Raw genomic sequence first — 13,980 nt, forward strand, 5'->3', positions numbered from 1 at the left:
TCCTGCCGCGCTCGCAGGTCGATATCCGCCCGATCCGCGACGTCGCTCCGCTGATGAACAACTCGCAGCCGTTCCAGATCCTCAAGATGGATCGCCGCCGCGGCAACATCGTGGTGTCGCGCCGCACCGTGCTGGAAGAGACCCGCGCCGAGCAGCGCCAGGAACTGGTGCAGAACCTCGAAGAGGGACAGGTCATCGACGGTGTCGTCAAGAACATCACCGATTACGGCGCGTTCGTCGATCTCGGCGGCATCGACGGCCTGCTGCATGTCACCGACATCGCCTGGCGGCGCGTCAATCATCCGTCCGAGGTGCTCAATATCGGCCAGCAGGTGAAGGTCAAGATCATCAAGATCAATCACGAGACCCACCGCATCTCGCTCGGCATGAAGCAGCTGCTCGACGATCCCTGGCAGGGCATCGAGGCGAAATATCCGCTCAACGCGCGCTTCACCGGCCGCGTCACCAATATTACCGACTACGGGGCTTTCGTCGAACTGGAGCCGGGCATCGAAGGCCTGATCCATGTCTCGGAGATGTCGTGGACCAAGAAGAACATGCACCCCGGCAAGATCGTTTCGACCTCGCAGGAAGTCGAGGTGCAGGTGCTCGAGGTCGATGCGGTCAAGCGGCGGATTTCGCTCGGCCTCAAACAGACCATGCGCAATCCCTGGGAAGTTTTCGTCGAAAAGTTCCCGGTCGGCACGACGGTGGAGGGCGAGGTCAAGAACAAGACCGAATTTGGTCTGTTCCTGGGTCTCGAGGGCGATGTCGACGGCATGGTGCATCTGTCCGATCTCGACTGGAAGCTGCCGGGCGAGCAGGTGATCGACAACTTCAAGAAGGGCGACATGGTCAAGGCCGTGGTGCTCGATGTCGATGTCGAGAAGGAGCGTATCTCGCTCGGCGTCAAGCAGCTCGAGGGCGACCCGTTCGCCGAGCCGGGCGACGTCAAGAAGGGCGCGGTCGTGACCTGCGAGGTGCTCGAAGTGAAGGAAGGCGGTATCGAGGTGAAGATCGTCGGCACCGACTTCAACACCTTCATCAAGCGCTCCGAGCTGGCACGCGAACGCACCGATCAGCGCGCCGAGCGTTTCGCCGTCGGCGAAAAGGTCGATGCGCGGGTGATCCAGTTCGACAAGAAGGCCCGCAAGGTGCAAGTCTCGATCAAGGCGCTGGAAGTCGCCGAGGAGAAGTCCGATTCGGGGGCGACGCTGGGCGATATCCTCGGTACCGCGCTCAAGCAGCGTAACGAAAAGTAAGGCTCGGCTTCCTGGTCATGGCCAAAGCGGGACCCCGGTTTCGACCCGGGGTCCGTTTCGTGGCCCGATAGATCGAACTCTCCGGTCCTCATACCCGCGCGAAGCGCGTCTTCGCGCGGACGTCGCGGGCATCCATGTCCTGCTTTCTTGAGACATGGGCGTGAATGGCGGGGACAATCCCGGTCATGATGACGGCAAGATTGAAACATACCGACCTTGTTTTCTTCATATTGCGTCGCAATTGATGTAAGTGCTGTGCAGCCAAAACCGTGCCCAGCGCCCAAGACCGCTTCCCGGGAGAATTTCGATGTCGCTTGATTCGGACGTGATCGTCGACCGCCGCAGGCTGCGCCGCAAGCTGACGTTCTGGCGCGTGGCCGCGGCATTGGTTGCGATCGTCGCGATCGTCGCCGTCGGCGTGGTTGCGACGCCGGGGGGACGGGGCGCGTTCACAACCTCGGGTTCGATTGCGCGGATCCACATCGAAGGCCTGATCCGCAGCGACAATGATCGCGTCGAAGCCCTGGAACGACTGGAAGAATCGGCAGCCGCGGCAGTCGTCGTGCATATCAACTCGCCCGGCGGCACCACCGCCGGCTCCGAACAGCTCTACGACGCGCTGGTGCGGCTCAAGGCGAAGAAGCCGCTGGTCGTGGTGGTCGAGGGACTGGCGGCATCGGGCGGCTACATCACGGCGATTGCGGCCGACCACATCGTTGCCCAGCAGAGCTCGCTGGTCGGCTCGATCGGCGTGCTGATCCAGTTTCCGAATTTTACCGAACTCATGAAGACCGTCGGCGTCAAGGTCGAGGAAGTGAAGTCGTCGCCGCTGAAAGCCGCCCCCAACGGCTTCGAGCCGACCAGTCCGGAAGCGCGCGCCGCGCTTGAAGCGCTGGTCCAGGATTCCTACGCCTGGTTCCGCGGCCTGGTGAAAGAGCGGCGCGGCATGGACGACGCGTTGCTCGCGAAGGTCGCGGACGGACGGGTCTTCACCGGCCGCCAGGCGGTCGACCTCAAACTGATCGACCAGCTCGGCGACGAAAAAGCCGCTGTTGCGTGGCTGGTGGCGCAGAAAGGCGTCAAGAAAAATCTGCCGGTTCGCGATTTCCATTTGACGCCGCGCTTCGGCGACCTGACCTTCTTGCGCACGGCGGCTTCGATCACGCTGGATGCACTCGGCCTGAGCACGATTGCACGGCAAGTCGAGCAGGCCGGCGTCGCGCAGGCCGTCGATCGCCTCGGTCTCGATGGAATGCTGGCATTGTGGCAACCCGCGGACGCCAATTGAACCCCATGGATCGGGTCCGGGTACCGGGCTCCCGCAAAGCGGGTGTTTTCACAATACCCAATCGGAGCGTTTGTCACGTGTTTTCGCGCCGTCCAAATTTGATTTAGAGTCTTGACAGTTCAAGGCATTTTCACGGAAATGGTTATCCGCAGTCTGCCGGGTCCCAGTTTCTATGATCAAATCCGAGCTTGTTCAGCGTATCGCCGAGCACAACCCGCATCTGTACCAGCGGGATGTCGAGAACATAGTCAACGCGATCCTCGATGAGATCGTTGCCGCGCTCGCGCGGGGCGACCGGGTCGAGTTGCGCGGTTTTGGCGCGTTCTCAGTCAAGCATCGGCCGGCCCGCGCCGGCCGCAATCCGCGCACCGGCGCCCATGTGCCGGTCGATCAGAAGAGCGTGCCGTTTTTCAAGACCGGCAAGGAAATGCGCGAACGGCTTAATCGCGACGGCGGAGCTCCCGACACCGGCGCCTGAAGCCGGTCCGACCTCCATCGAGAGCCGAGAGATGGTCATGCGAAAGTTTTTCACGGCTCTGGTGGTGATTCCGCTCGGCGTTGTCCTGGTGGTCTTTGCGGTCGCCAACCGTCATCTGGTGACGGTATCGTTCGATCCGTTCAATTCCACCGATCCGTCGGTCGCGGTCACGCTGCCGCTGTTCGTCGTGATCATCGCAGTGGCGATCGCGGGCGTGGTGGCGGGCGGCTGCGCGACCTGGTTCCGGCAGCGCCGCTGGCGGCGCTCCGCGCGGCAGCACGAGGCCGATGCGAACGCCGCGAGGGCGCAATTGGCCGATCTGCGCGCCAGCGCCGTGCCGCCCTCGGGCCACGATGCGCGGCGCCTCCCGGCACCGGTGGGCGAGACAAGCAGGGCGTGACGTTGTAGAACGCGGCCTCCGCTGTAGCCGGCTTAGCCTTGAACCCCTGCCTTGTAGCATGTCCCTGATCGTTAAAATTTGCGGCCTGTCGACGCCCGAGATGCTCGATGTCGCGCTGGATTCGGGCGCGGACATGGTGGGTTTCGTGTTCTTTCCGGCTTCGCCGCGGCATTTGACCCTCGATACGGCGCGCGGGCTCGGCAAGCAGGCGCGCCGGCGCGCCATCAAGGTTGCGCTGACCGTCGATGCCGACGACGCGACGCTGGCCAATATCGTCGAGGTGCTGCAGCCGGATCTGCTGCAATTGCACGGCAGGGAAACCGTGGCGCGGCTGGCCTATATCAAGCAGAAGTTCGCGCTCAAGGTAATGAAAGCGCTCGCGGTGGAGACCTCCGCCGATCTCGCTTCGCTGCCGGGCTATGCCGCCATCGCCGATCGCGTCCTGTTCGATGCCCGCGCCCCCCGGGAAGCCACCCGTCCCGGCGGTCTTGGCGCTGTGTTCGACTGGCATGCGCTGGAAAATCTCGATCTCGCCCTGCCGTTCATGGTTTCGGGCGGCCTCAATGCCGGCAACGTCGCCGACGCCGTTCGCATCACCCGTGCCGGTGGCGTCGATGTTTCCTCCGGCGTGGAGCGCGCGCCCGGCATCAAGGACCCCGACATGATCCGCGATTTCATTCGCGCTGCGCGGGCGCTCTCTTCACCTCTCGCCGCGAGCTGATGATCCGATGAGCTTTGCCAAACCCAATTCCTTCCGCAGCGGGCCCGACGAGCGCGGGCATTTCGGCATTTTCGGCGGCCGTTTCGTCGCCGAAACATTGATGCCGCTGATCCTCGACCTGGAAAGGGCCTATGCCGACGCCAAGGCCGATCCGGCCTTCACGACGGAAATGAATGGCTACCTGCGGGATTATGTCGGCCGGCCGTCGCCGCTCTATCTCGCCGAACGCCTTACCGAACATCTCGGCGGCGCCAAAATCTACTTCAAGCGCGAGGAGCTCAATCACACCGGCTCGCACAAGGTCAACAATGTGCTCGGCCAGATCATGGTGGCGCGGCGCATGGGCAAGAAGCGCATCATCGCGGAGACCGGCGCCGGCCAGCACGGCGTCGCCACCGCCACGCTGTGCGCGCGGTTCGGGCTCGATTGCGTAGTCTATATGGGCGCGGTCGATGTCGAGCGGCAACAGCCCAATGTCATCCGCATGGAAATGCTGGGCGCCAGGGTGATCCCGGTGCAATCGGGTTCGCGCACGCTGAAGGACGCGATGAACGACGCGCTGCGCGACTGGGTCACCAACGTGCACGACACGTTCTACTGCATCGGCACCGTCGCCGGCCCGCATCCCTATCCGATGATGGTGCGCGACTTCCAGTCCGTGATCGGGGTCGAGACCCGCGCGCAAATGCAGGCGGCCGAAGGCCGGCTGCCGGATTCGCTCATCGCCTGTATCGGCGGCGGCTCCAACGCGATGGGGCTGTTCCACCCCTTTCTCGACGATCCCACGATCGAGATTTTCGGCGTCGAAGCGGCGGGCCACGGGCTGACGCAGCGGCACGCGGCCTCGATCGCCGGCGGCCGGCCCGGGGTGCTGCACGGCAACCGCACCTATCTTTTGATTGACGATGACGGCCAGATCCAGGACGCGCATTCGATTTCGGCCGGACTGGATTATCCCGGCATCGGCCCGGAGCATTCCTGGCTGCATGAATCCGGCCGGGTGAAATATCTTTCGGCGACCGACGACGAAGCGCTCGCGGCCTTCCAATTGCTATCGCGCCTGGAAGGCATCATTCCGGCCCTGGAACCGGCTCACGCCATCGCCCGGGTGATGGAACTCGCACCGCAGCGGCCGCGGGATCATCTGATGGTGGTCAATCTCTCCGGCCGCGGCGACAAGGACATCCCGCAAGTGGCGGATATCCTGCGGGGGAAGACGAAGTGACGGCGTTGGCTCAAACCGGCGTGGCTCCGCCGTGTGGCACCCCCACCCTGACGCTAACCTTGACACTGCCCCGCAAGCGCGAGCGGACCGCCGACGTGGCGAGCACCGCGCCAGCGCCGTCGGATGAAAGCACCCAGCCATGAAATTCACCCTGTCCTGGCTGAAACAGCATCTCGACACCGACGAGCCGGTCGAAAAGCTCGCCGACAAGCTCACCATGATCGGGCTCGAGGTTGAGCACATCGACGACAAGGCGAAGGCGCTGGCGCCCTTTACCATTGCGCGGGTGATTTCGGCCGAGCAGCATCCCAATGCGGATCGCTTGCGGGTCTGCATGGTCGATACCGGGGAGGCAAGCGCGCCGGTGCAGGTCGTCTGTGGCGCGCCGAATGCGCGCGCCGGCCTGATCAGCGTGTTCTCCGCGCCCGGCACCTTCATTCCCGGCAAGAACATCACGCTCGGCGTCGGCACCATTCGCGGTGTCGAAAGCCGCGGCATGCTGTGCTCCGCAGCCGAACTGCAGATCTCGGAGGATCACGACGGCATCATGGAGCTGCCGGCCGACGCGCCGGTCGGCGCCGTGTACGCGGAGTGGGCCGGGCTAGGTGATCCCGTGCTGGAAATCAACCTGACGCCGAACCGGCAGGATTGCACCGGCGTGCACGGCATCGCCCGCGATCTCTCCGCCGCCGCCATGGGCAAGTTCAAGGACCCCGCGATCAAGCCGGTCAAGGGCGAATTCCCCTGCCCGGTGAAAGTAGCGGTCGAGGACAAGGCGCTCTGTCCGGGCTTTGCGCTGCGGCTGGTGCGCGGCGTCAAAAACGGCCCGTCGCCGCCATGGCTGCAGCAGCGCCTCGGCTCGATCGGCTTAAGACCGATCAACGCGCTGGTCGATATCACCAACTTCATGACCTACGACCGCGCCCGGCCGCTGCATGTGTTCGACGCCGCCAAGGTGAAAGGCCATCTTACGGTGCGCCGCGCCCGCGAAGGCGAGAGCTTGCTGGCGCTGGACGGCCGCAGCTACACGCTCGACAGCCAGGTTTGCGTAATCGCCGACGATGCCGGCGTCGAGTCGCTTGCCGGCATCATGGGCGGCGAAGCCTCCGGCTGCTCGGAAGCGACCACCGACGTGCTGATCGAATCGGCGTTGTGGAATGAGATCAACATCGCCCAGACCGGCCGCAAACTCGGCATCAATTCGGACGCCCGCTATCGCTTCGAGCGCGGCGTCGATCCGGCCTTCATGGTGCCGGGGCTCGAGATGGCGACGCGGCTGGTGATGGAATTGTGCGGCGGCATGCCATCGGACAACGTCGTGGTCGGCAACGCCTTCGGCGACGATCGCGTGATCGATTTTCCGCTCACCGAAGTCAAGCGCCTCGCCGGGATCGACGTGCCGCTGCCGGAGATGAAGCGCATCCTCGGCCATCTCGGCTTCATGATGGCCGGCCCCGGCCCGGTGGTGAAGGTCGCGGTGCCCACCTGGCGCAGCGATGTCCATGGCAAGGCCGATATCGTCGAGGAGGTGGTGCGCATGGTCGGCGTCGAGAAGGTGCCGATGACGCCATTCGAGCGCGGCGACCTCGCCCGCAAGCCGGTGCTCAGCCCGATCCAGCTGCGCACCCGCCGCGCCAAGCGCGCGCTGGCGGTGCGCGGCATGCTCGAGGCGGTGACGTGGTCGTTCATCGCAAAGCCGCAGGCCGAATTGTTCGACCGCGATCTGGCGGTCCAGGCCGAGGCCAACCGCCGCGGTCATCCCGAGCTGTCGCTTGCCAATCCGATCGCGGCGGATATGTCCGACATGCGGCCGAGCCTGGTGCCCGGTCTCGTCACCGCGGCACAGGCCAATGTCGACCGCGGCTTTTCCGATCTCGCAGTGTTCGAAGTCGGCCAGGTCTTCACGGGCGACCGTCCGGAAGATGAACTGATCGCAGCCGCGGGTATTCGCCACGGCTATGCCTCGTCTGCGGGTATTGGCCGGCACTGGAGCGGCTCGGCGGTGGCGGACGCGCTCGACGCCAAGGCCGATGCGTTCGCGGCGCTCGCGGCCGCCGGCGCGCCGATGCAGGCGCTGCAGGTGGTGCCCGGCGGCCCGGACTGGCTGCATCCCGGCCGCTCCGGCACCATCCAGATCGGTCCGCAAAATGTGCTGGGTTATTTCGGCGAGCTGCACCCGCGTGCGCTCGATGTGCTGCGCGCCGACGGCCCGATGATCGCGTTCGAGGTGATCCTCGACCGCATTCCTGACGCCAGGCCGAAGCCGACCCGCGCCAAGCCGGGGCTCGAACTCTCGCCGTTCCAGCCGGTGTCGCGCGACTTTGCCTTTATCGTCGACCGCAGTGTCAGGGCCGGCGATATCGTGCGCGCGGCGCAAGGCACCGACAGGAAGCTGATCACCGATGTCACCGTGTTCGACGTCTACGAAGGCAAGGGCATCGACGACGGCAAGAAGTCGATCGCCATTGCAGTGACGATCCAGCCTCGCGAAAAAACCCTGACCGACCAGGAGATCGACGCGGTGGCGGCAAAGATCGTGACTGAAGTGAACAGGAAGACCGGCGGAACGTTGCGCGGATGACACCGCGGGGCATCAGGCTGCCGACGTTCGCGGCATGAGCCTGACCGGCCTGATCCCTGCGGATGTCGGCATCATCGACGCCACCGCCATCGCCGCGATCGCGCTGGTGTCGGGAACGGCGCGCGGTTTTTCCGGGTTCGGCTCGGCGCTGATTTTCATGCCGCTGGCGAGCAGCCTGGCGGCGCCGCGGCTGGTCGCCGCGCTGCTGCTGGTGATCGATCTGGTCGCCGCAGCCCCGCTGGTTCCAGGCGCGTGGAAGCAGGCGGACCGCAAGGCGACCGCGGTCATGGTGTCCGGCGCGGTGGTCGGCGTGCCCATCGGGACCTACTTGCTGAGCCGGCTCGATCCGGTGACGACGCGCTGGATCATCTCTGCCTTCGTGGGCGCGCTCCTGATGCTGCTGCTCTCGGGCTGGCGCTATCGGGGCAAGGAGCATTCCTGGGTTTCCGTCGCGGTCGGCGGCTTGTCGGGCTTTTGCAGCGGACTGGCGCAGACCGGCGGCCCGCCGATCGTCGGCTATTGGCTCGGCCGGCCGATCGCCCAGGCGATTGCGCGCGCCAACATCCTGTTGTTTTTCGGGGCTTCCGACTTCTGTTCCGCGGTCAGCTATTGGTGGTCCGGGCTGATCACCGCCGACGCGATCCGATTCTCCCTGCTGGTCGGTCCGGTCTATGCGCTTGGCGTCTGGTTCGGCGCGCAGCTGTTCGGCCGTGCCAGCGAAAAACTGTTTCGCGGCATCTGCTACGGCTTGATCGCTGCAGCCGTGATCATCGGATTGCCCGCGCTGGACGGCATGCTGCGGTGACGGTCGGCTGTCCTGTTAAATACCGCAAAACAACAAAGTAGAGGTATTTTACTACCTGGATAACTCGCCGGTTAGGCAGAGCTCAATTGATCCGCGGTCCCGGCAGCGCGGACCTGATCGGGGCCGCGCGCCGGCGCTTCGGTGCGCGCGACGGGGCCGGCTCCGGTTCGCCAACGCGCAGCGCGCCGATCTTTCGCAGCGCGGCTTCCGCCGCCAGTTCGCCGCTTTCCCACGCGCCATCCACCCGCCCCCACAGGGTTTCGTGGGTCGCTTCGCCGGCCAGGAACAGGCAGCCGATCGGCTCGGTCAGGATTTTTCGCGATCCCTGTCCGCCCGGCACAGCTGCGGACATCGCGCCCTGCACAAACGGCGCGGCGTTCCAGCGGGTCGCGCTCGATTTCTTGACGGCCGCGGCCGCCTCGCTGCCGAACATTCTGGTCAGCCATTCCACTGCAAAGGCGATCATCGCCGCCTCGCCCTGCGCTGCGAGATCCCTGCCGAACGAACCGGCGACATCGATCGAGCACAACGACGATCCCGCCATGTTGGCGAGCAGCAACGCCGTCCGCGTCGAGCTACTCTGCTCGATGAGGACGTCGTCGCGGGCGAGCCCCAGCGGATTGCCCGACAATTGCAGGACGATGCGGTCGTAGCTGCCGAGGCTGAGCTTCGCTGCGGCATCGAGCTGGCGCTTGGGTAGTTCAGGCGTGAACTTGATGCCGCCGGCGGTCAGCACATTGCTGGAGACCGTGATGATGGCGGCACGGGCGGCGATATTGCCGCCCGGAGTCTCCACCGTGACATCGCGTCCGTTCCAGCTGATGCGACTGGCCGGCGTCGAGAACGCCACCGGCACCTGCTCGGCAAGCTTCGCGATCACGACGCCCAGGCCCTGGCGGCAGGCGACCGCGGCATTGCGCTCCTGCGCGCGGGCCTTGTCGATGACGGAGATATCCCTGAGGTCTTTGCCGGTGGCATTGGCGCCGAGCGTAAATTCGGTCGTCCCGGCCCAGTCGCCGAGATCCCTTGGCATGACGGAAGCGCAGGAGACATCGGTCCTGACATCGGTCTTGCCGCGCGAGGCGTCGTCGATGGCCCGGTTTGCGCGCACCAAAGCGGCGAGAAACTCCTCGGTTTCCCCAGCCCGCGCAAAGCGCCGCCCGATGCGGATTTTCTGGCCGAGCGGCACCGGGGAGACATCAAGCCCCGCCATGCGGGCGAGCCGGGTCACCGGATTGGTCTCGGGATTATGCAGCCAGCGTGCGCCGCGATCGAACGGCACGTCGAAGGTCGCGCTGTCGGTGAGGCAGCGACCGCCCACTTGGCCGGTCGCCTCCACCACGATCACCTTGCGGTTCGCCGCCATGATGCGCCGCGCCGCGGCGATGCCGGCGGCGCCGGCTCCGATCACGACGATGTCGGCCTGGCGCGGCGCGGACGCCGCAAAGGCGCCGGCGCAAAGCGCCGGCACGGCCGCGAGCCCCGCGGACGCCGAAAGGAAACCCCGGCGCGTCAGTGTCATTTCATGGTTTCCGGAACTTTGAAAAATGCAGCAGCAACCCAGCGTGGTGGTTGGTTCGTTCGCGTCAGCTTCGCCCCACACCCTGCCATACGATGTTCTCAACCAAAACCAATCTGGAATCAGGGGTTTCCAGTGCCGGCGCGGGTCCGAACCGTACTCAACGTCGCCGCGCGGACAGCCAATTTCACGATTTCCGGACCGCCGCGAACTTGCCGCATTGGCGGCCGGGCGGCAACACCCATGGTAAATCTTTGATGATTGATCCGGCCAAGCCATGAACTAAATTGCAACGGCTTTCGACCATGATGAGGCAATAAGTAAGGTCAGAAAGGCAGCTGGGGGAACGATTGTCATGGGCGTTGTGCTCGATACCGTCGGCAAGGTGATCGCGGGCTACCTGCAGAAGGAAGTGCCGGGCTACGAGCCGTTCACGCCGAGCGACCCTGAGCATTTGCGCAGCGTTATCGAACCGGGCGACGTGCTCCTGGTCGAAGGCAACAATCGGGTTTCCGGCATCATCAAATACCTGACGCAGTCGACCTGGTCGCATGCCGCACTTTACGTCGGCCCGATCGACGGCGTCGAAGAAGCCGATGGCGAGCGCCACGTCCTGATCGAGGCCAATATCGGCGAAGGCGTGACGTCGGCGCCGCTGTCGAAATATCTTCCCTATCATACCAGGCTGTGCCGGCCGGTCGGGCTGTCCTACGAAGACCGCCATACGGTGTGCCGCTATGCCATCAACCGCATCGGCTTCGGCTACGACACCAAGAACATCCTCGACCTCATGCGTTATCTCGTTCCGCTGCCGATCCCGCAGCGCTGGCGGCGGCGCATGATCGCGTTCGGCTCCGGCGATCCCACCAAGATCATCTGCTCGGCCTTGATCGCGCAGGCCTTCGACGCCGTGCGCTATCCGATCTTGCCCAAGATCACCCGCGCCGGCTCCAAGCAGGCCCGGCGCGAGATCCTGCACATCCGCGATTCCTCGCTCTATATGCCCAGGGATTTCGACATCTCGCCCTACTTCGAAATCGTCAAACCCACCATCGTGCACGGCTTCGACTACACGGCTTTGCACTGGGCCGACAAGCAAAAGCCGCTCCGGGAGGTGGCGGGCGAGTTCGGACCGTTTCCAGAAACGATCCGCTCGCCGGCGCTTGTTCCTGAAGCGATTGACCCGGAAGCGCCGCTTCCGGCTGAAGAAGTGACAGCGGTTCATGCCGAAGGACCCCCCACCCCCGACCCCGGATCAAGTCCGGGGCAGGCTCCCTCCGCACCGCTGCGCGGGGGGAGGGGAGCGCGGACGGCGCGGCTCCCTCACTGATGGCCCTGTTGATCGCGGGTATTGTTATTACTGTCGGCGGCGTCGACGATTTCCTGCCGCCGAGCACCGCTGCATGATGCGGAGGCAGTTGCGCAGATGATCGGAGCCGGAACCGGAACAAATTTCTCATTGAATTGTTGATGCAATGCCGGACGCCATCCCCCCAAGGCTTCCGATGAACGACGGCCTCAGCATGCCCCCCCATGCTGGGGCCGTTTTCGGCGGCGGGAGCGAACGCCTGCGCAGGGTCAGAGGCGCATCGGCTGGTCAGGCCGCGACGCTGGTTTTACAGGCCGGCAGTCCGGCGCGGGCGAGACTCCCGTAGAGCGGCTCACCCGGCATTGCCTCGCGCAGGATCGCGCGCACCGCGACCAGCTTTTCGATATCGATGCCGGTGGCAAAGCCCTTGCTCTCGCACAGAAAGACCAGGTCCTCGAACACCACATTGCCGGTGGCGCCCGGCGCGAACGGACAGCCGCCGAGGCCGCCGAGCGAGCCGTCGAGAATGCGCGCGCCGGCATCCAGCGCCGCCGACGCATTGGCGATCCCCATGCCCCTGGTATCGTGCAGATGCACGCAGACTGGATGCCCCGACATCTTGACGATGGCCTCGGTCAGCGCGCCGACCTGTTTCGGGCCGGCATAACCGACGGTGTCGGCGATCCCGACCACGTCGGCGCCGGCGGCAAAACATTTTTCCGCGATCCGGATCACTTCCAGCGGATCGACCGGGCCTGCGATCGAACAGCCCAGCGCCATCGAGATCGCCGCATGCACGATCGGCCTGTGCGCGCTCGCATCGCGCCATTCGCACAGCCTTCGGATATTGGCGATGGCCTCCTCGCGCGACCGCTTGGCGTTGGCCTGGCTGTGTTCTTCGGTGGCCGAGACCACCGATGCGATCTCGGCAACGCCCGATGCCAGCGCCTCGTTGACGCCGCGCTCGTTGAGCACGAGCGCGATGCCATGCGCGCCCGGCAGCTCCGCCACCGTCCGGACCAGCTCGCGGACGTCGGCAAACTGCGGAAAGGTGCTGGCCGGCAGGAACGAGCCGATCTCGAAATGCCGCACGCCCGCGGCGTATTCGTCACCGATCCAGCGCCGTTTCGCCACGGTAGAGGGAAAGGTCTTCACGAGCTGAAGGCCATCGCGCAAGCCCACCTCGCGCAGACTGACGCGGCCATCGGGATAAATCTCGTGAACGCGGGTCATGCCATGCTCGCAGCAGTTTTGCCGGTTGAAGAAAATTCGTCGGCCGCCAATGCGTCGCGGGCCGCAAGCTCGGCCCGAACCGCCGCCGTATCGGCGCCGAGCGCCGGCACTTTGAGGCCGTCGCCGATACTGGCGCCGTTCCACTCGACCGGAAGCGCGGGCACCCGGAAGGCTTCGCCATCGGCATTGGTCGCATTCACCATGCCGCCAGGGCGCAACACATGCGGATCGTCGAGCAGATCCTCGGGGCGATTGATCGGCGAGAAGCAGATATTGAGCCGGTCGAGGGTGGCCGACAACTCCGCCGCGTTGCAGCCCTTGATCACCGCGGCGACCCGCGGAATGATGTTCGATCGCGCCAGGATGCGGTCGGTGGTGGTGCGCAGGGCAGGATCCTCCAACAGTTCCTGCAGGCCGAACTCCTGGCAAAAGCTCTGCCAATGGCCTTCGGTCACGACGCCGATGAAGACGCGCTCGCCGCCTGCGGTCTCGAAAATGTCGTAGATCGGCCAGGCATGCTCGCGCTCCGGCATCGACTTTGGCTTGATGCCGGTCATCTCGTACTGGACCATGTGCTGGGCGACCAGGAACAGGCAGTTTTCGAACAGGCCGATGCGGATATCCGCGGGGCCTCCGCCGCCGCGCTTCTGGTAGAGCGCAGCCAGGATCGCGATCGCGCCGAACATGCCGCCCATGATGTCGTTGGCGGAGGATCCGACCCGCTGCGGCTTCTCCTTGGTTCCGGTCATGGCGGCGAGCCCCGACATCATCTGCACGACTTCGTCGAGCGCCGGACGATGCTCGTAGGGGCCGGACAGAAAGCCCTTGTGGCCGGCTGTGATCAGATGCGGATGCCTGCGGCGTATTTCCGCAAGGCCGAGGCCCTGCTTTTCAAGCTGGCCATCGCGAAAATTCTCCAGGAACACATCGGCGCTGGCCAATAGCCGGTGCATGCTTTCGCGGTCCTCGGGCTTGGCGAAGTCGAGCACGACACTGCGCTTGCCGCGGTTGAACAGCGGGAAGAACGACGTTCCCATGCCGCCGAGGCTGCGGGTCTTGTCGCCACCTGAGGGCTCGACCTTGATGACCTCGGCGCCGAGCTGGGCCAGCACCATGCCGCAGGCCGGCCCCATCACCATGTGGGTCATTTCGACCACCC

General features: G+C 65.0%; 13 protein-coding genes. 9 read left to right on the plus strand and 4 right to left on the minus strand.

The window, feature by feature from the left end; all coding sequences use genetic code 11:
• Positions 1-1,262, plus strand: a 1,262-nt coding sequence (locus ABSG20_RS16600; protein WP_423865598.1) for a 30S ribosomal protein S1, incomplete at its 5' end; no start/stop codon positions are given.
• A gap of 88 nt (positions 1,263-1,350) precedes the next feature.
• On the opposite strand, the gene ABSG20_RS16605 is transcribed toward ABSG20_RS16600, so the two are convergent.
• Positions 1,351-1,491: a hypothetical protein gene (locus tag ABSG20_RS16605; protein ID WP_423865599.1), complete on the minus strand. Its 141-nt coding sequence runs from the start codon at positions 1,489-1,491 to the stop codon at positions 1,351-1,353.
• Between the two features lie 78 nt (positions 1,492-1,569).
• Between ABSG20_RS16605 and sppA the strand changes: the two genes are divergently transcribed.
• From sppA to ABSG20_RS16640, 7 genes are all read left to right on the plus strand, one after another.
• Complete coding sequence (gene sppA, locus ABSG20_RS16610) at positions 1,570-2,550, plus strand: signal peptide peptidase SppA (RefSeq protein WP_423865600.1); 981 nt, start codon at positions 1,570-1,572, stop codon at positions 2,548-2,550.
• Positions 2,551-2,722: 172 nt separating this feature from the next.
• Positions 2,723-3,028 carry an integration host factor subunit beta gene (locus ABSG20_RS16615; protein ID WP_423865601.1) on the plus strand — a complete coding sequence of 102 codons (306 nt, stop codon included), beginning with the start codon at positions 2,723-2,725 and terminating at the stop codon, positions 3,026-3,028.
• A gap of 37 nt (positions 3,029-3,065) precedes the next feature.
• The gene (locus ABSG20_RS16620; protein ID WP_423865602.1) at positions 3,066-3,428 is read left to right on the plus strand and encodes a lipopolysaccharide assembly protein LapA domain-containing protein; all 363 of its coding nucleotides are present in this window, start codon (positions 3,066-3,068) and stop codon (positions 3,426-3,428) included.
• 58 nt (positions 3,429-3,486) lie between these two features.
• Entirely contained in the window at positions 3,487-4,149 is a 663-nt protein-coding gene (locus ABSG20_RS16625; protein ID WP_423865603.1) for a phosphoribosylanthranilate isomerase, read from the plus strand.
• Between the two features lie 7 nt (positions 4,150-4,156).
• Positions 4,157-5,374 carry a tryptophan synthase subunit beta gene (gene trpB / locus ABSG20_RS16630; RefSeq protein ID WP_423865604.1) on the plus strand — a complete coding sequence of 406 codons (1,218 nt, stop codon included), beginning with the start codon at positions 4,157-4,159 and terminating at the stop codon, positions 5,372-5,374.
• 139 nt (positions 5,375-5,513) lie between these two features.
• A complete protein-coding gene (gene pheT, locus ABSG20_RS16635; protein ID WP_423865605.1) occupies positions 5,514-7,955 on the plus strand; it encodes a phenylalanine--tRNA ligase subunit beta in 2,442 nt (813 codons plus the stop codon).
• Positions 7,956-7,989: 34 nt separating this feature from the next.
• Positions 7,990-8,760, plus strand: a complete 771-nt coding sequence (locus ABSG20_RS16640; RefSeq protein WP_423865606.1) for a sulfite exporter TauE/SafE family protein — start codon at positions 7,990-7,992, stop codon at positions 8,758-8,760.
• Between the two features lie 82 nt (positions 8,761-8,842).
• On the opposite strand, the gene ABSG20_RS16645 is transcribed toward ABSG20_RS16640, so the two are convergent.
• Positions 8,843-10,282 (minus strand): flavin monoamine oxidase family protein, encoded by a 1,440-nt coding sequence (locus ABSG20_RS16645; RefSeq protein ID WP_423865607.1) that lies wholly within the window; start codon positions 10,280-10,282, stop codon positions 8,843-8,845.
• 352 nt (positions 10,283-10,634) lie between these two features.
• Here ABSG20_RS16645 and ABSG20_RS16650 point away from each other — a divergent pair, with 352 nt between their 5' ends.
• On the plus strand, positions 10,635-11,609 hold the full coding sequence (locus ABSG20_RS16650) for a YiiX/YebB-like N1pC/P60 family cysteine hydrolase (protein ID WP_423865608.1): 975 nt from the start codon (positions 10,635-10,637) through the stop codon (positions 11,607-11,609).
• Between the two features lie 267 nt (positions 11,610-11,876).
• Here the strand turns inward: ABSG20_RS16650 and ABSG20_RS16655 are convergent, their stop codons facing one another.
• Positions 11,877-12,821 carry a hydroxymethylglutaryl-CoA lyase-like TIM-barrel protein gene (locus ABSG20_RS16655; protein ID WP_423865609.1) on the minus strand — a complete coding sequence of 315 codons (945 nt, stop codon included), beginning with the start codon at positions 12,819-12,821 and terminating at the stop codon, positions 11,877-11,879.
• Positions 12,818-13,978, minus strand: coding sequence for a CaiB/BaiF CoA transferase family protein (locus tag ABSG20_RS16660; protein WP_423865610.1), 1,161 nt, complete (start codon positions 13,976-13,978; stop codon positions 12,818-12,820). Before ABSG20_RS16660 ends, ABSG20_RS16655 begins: the two co-directional genes overlap by 4 nt.
• Between the last annotated feature and the right edge of the window lie 2 nt (positions 13,979-13,980).

This window comes from Bradyrhizobium sp. (genome assembly GCF_049512235.1).
Classification (GTDB): domain Bacteria; phylum Pseudomonadota; class Alphaproteobacteria; order Rhizobiales; family Xanthobacteraceae; genus Bradyrhizobium.

Coding starts and splice junctions, on each gene's coding strand:
- pheT (WP_423865605.1), top strand. CDS start 5,514: ATGAAATTCACCCTGTCCTGGCTGAAACAGCATCTCGACACCGACGAG.
- trpB (WP_423865604.1), top strand. CDS start 4,157: ATGAGCTTTGCCAAACCCAATTCCTTCCGCAGCGGGCCCGACGAGCGC.
- ABSG20_RS16640 (WP_423865606.1), top strand. CDS start 7,990: ATGAGCCTGACCGGCCTGATCCCTGCGGATGTCGGCATCATCGACGCC.
- ABSG20_RS16615 (WP_423865601.1), top strand. CDS start 2,723: ATGATCAAATCCGAGCTTGTTCAGCGTATCGCCGAGCACAACCCGCAT.
- ABSG20_RS16655 (WP_423865609.1), bottom strand. CDS start 12,821: ATGACCCGCGTTCACGAGATTTATCCCGATGGCCGCGTCAGTCTGCGC.
- ABSG20_RS16645 (WP_423865607.1), bottom strand. CDS start 10,282: ATGACACTGACGCGCCGGGGTTTCCTTTCGGCGTCCGCGGGGCTCGCG.
- ABSG20_RS16620 (WP_423865602.1), top strand. CDS start 3,066: ATGCGAAAGTTTTTCACGGCTCTGGTGGTGATTCCGCTCGGCGTTGTC.
- ABSG20_RS16605 (WP_423865599.1), bottom strand. CDS start 1,491: ATGAAGAAAACAAGGTCGGTATGTTTCAATCTTGCCGTCATCATGACC.
- sppA (WP_423865600.1), top strand. CDS start 1,570: ATGTCGCTTGATTCGGACGTGATCGTCGACCGCCGCAGGCTGCGCCGC.
- ABSG20_RS16650 (WP_423865608.1), top strand. CDS start 10,635: ATGGGCGTTGTGCTCGATACCGTCGGCAAGGTGATCGCGGGCTACCTG.
- ABSG20_RS16625 (WP_423865603.1), top strand. CDS start 3,487: ATGTCCCTGATCGTTAAAATTTGCGGCCTGTCGACGCCCGAGATGCTC.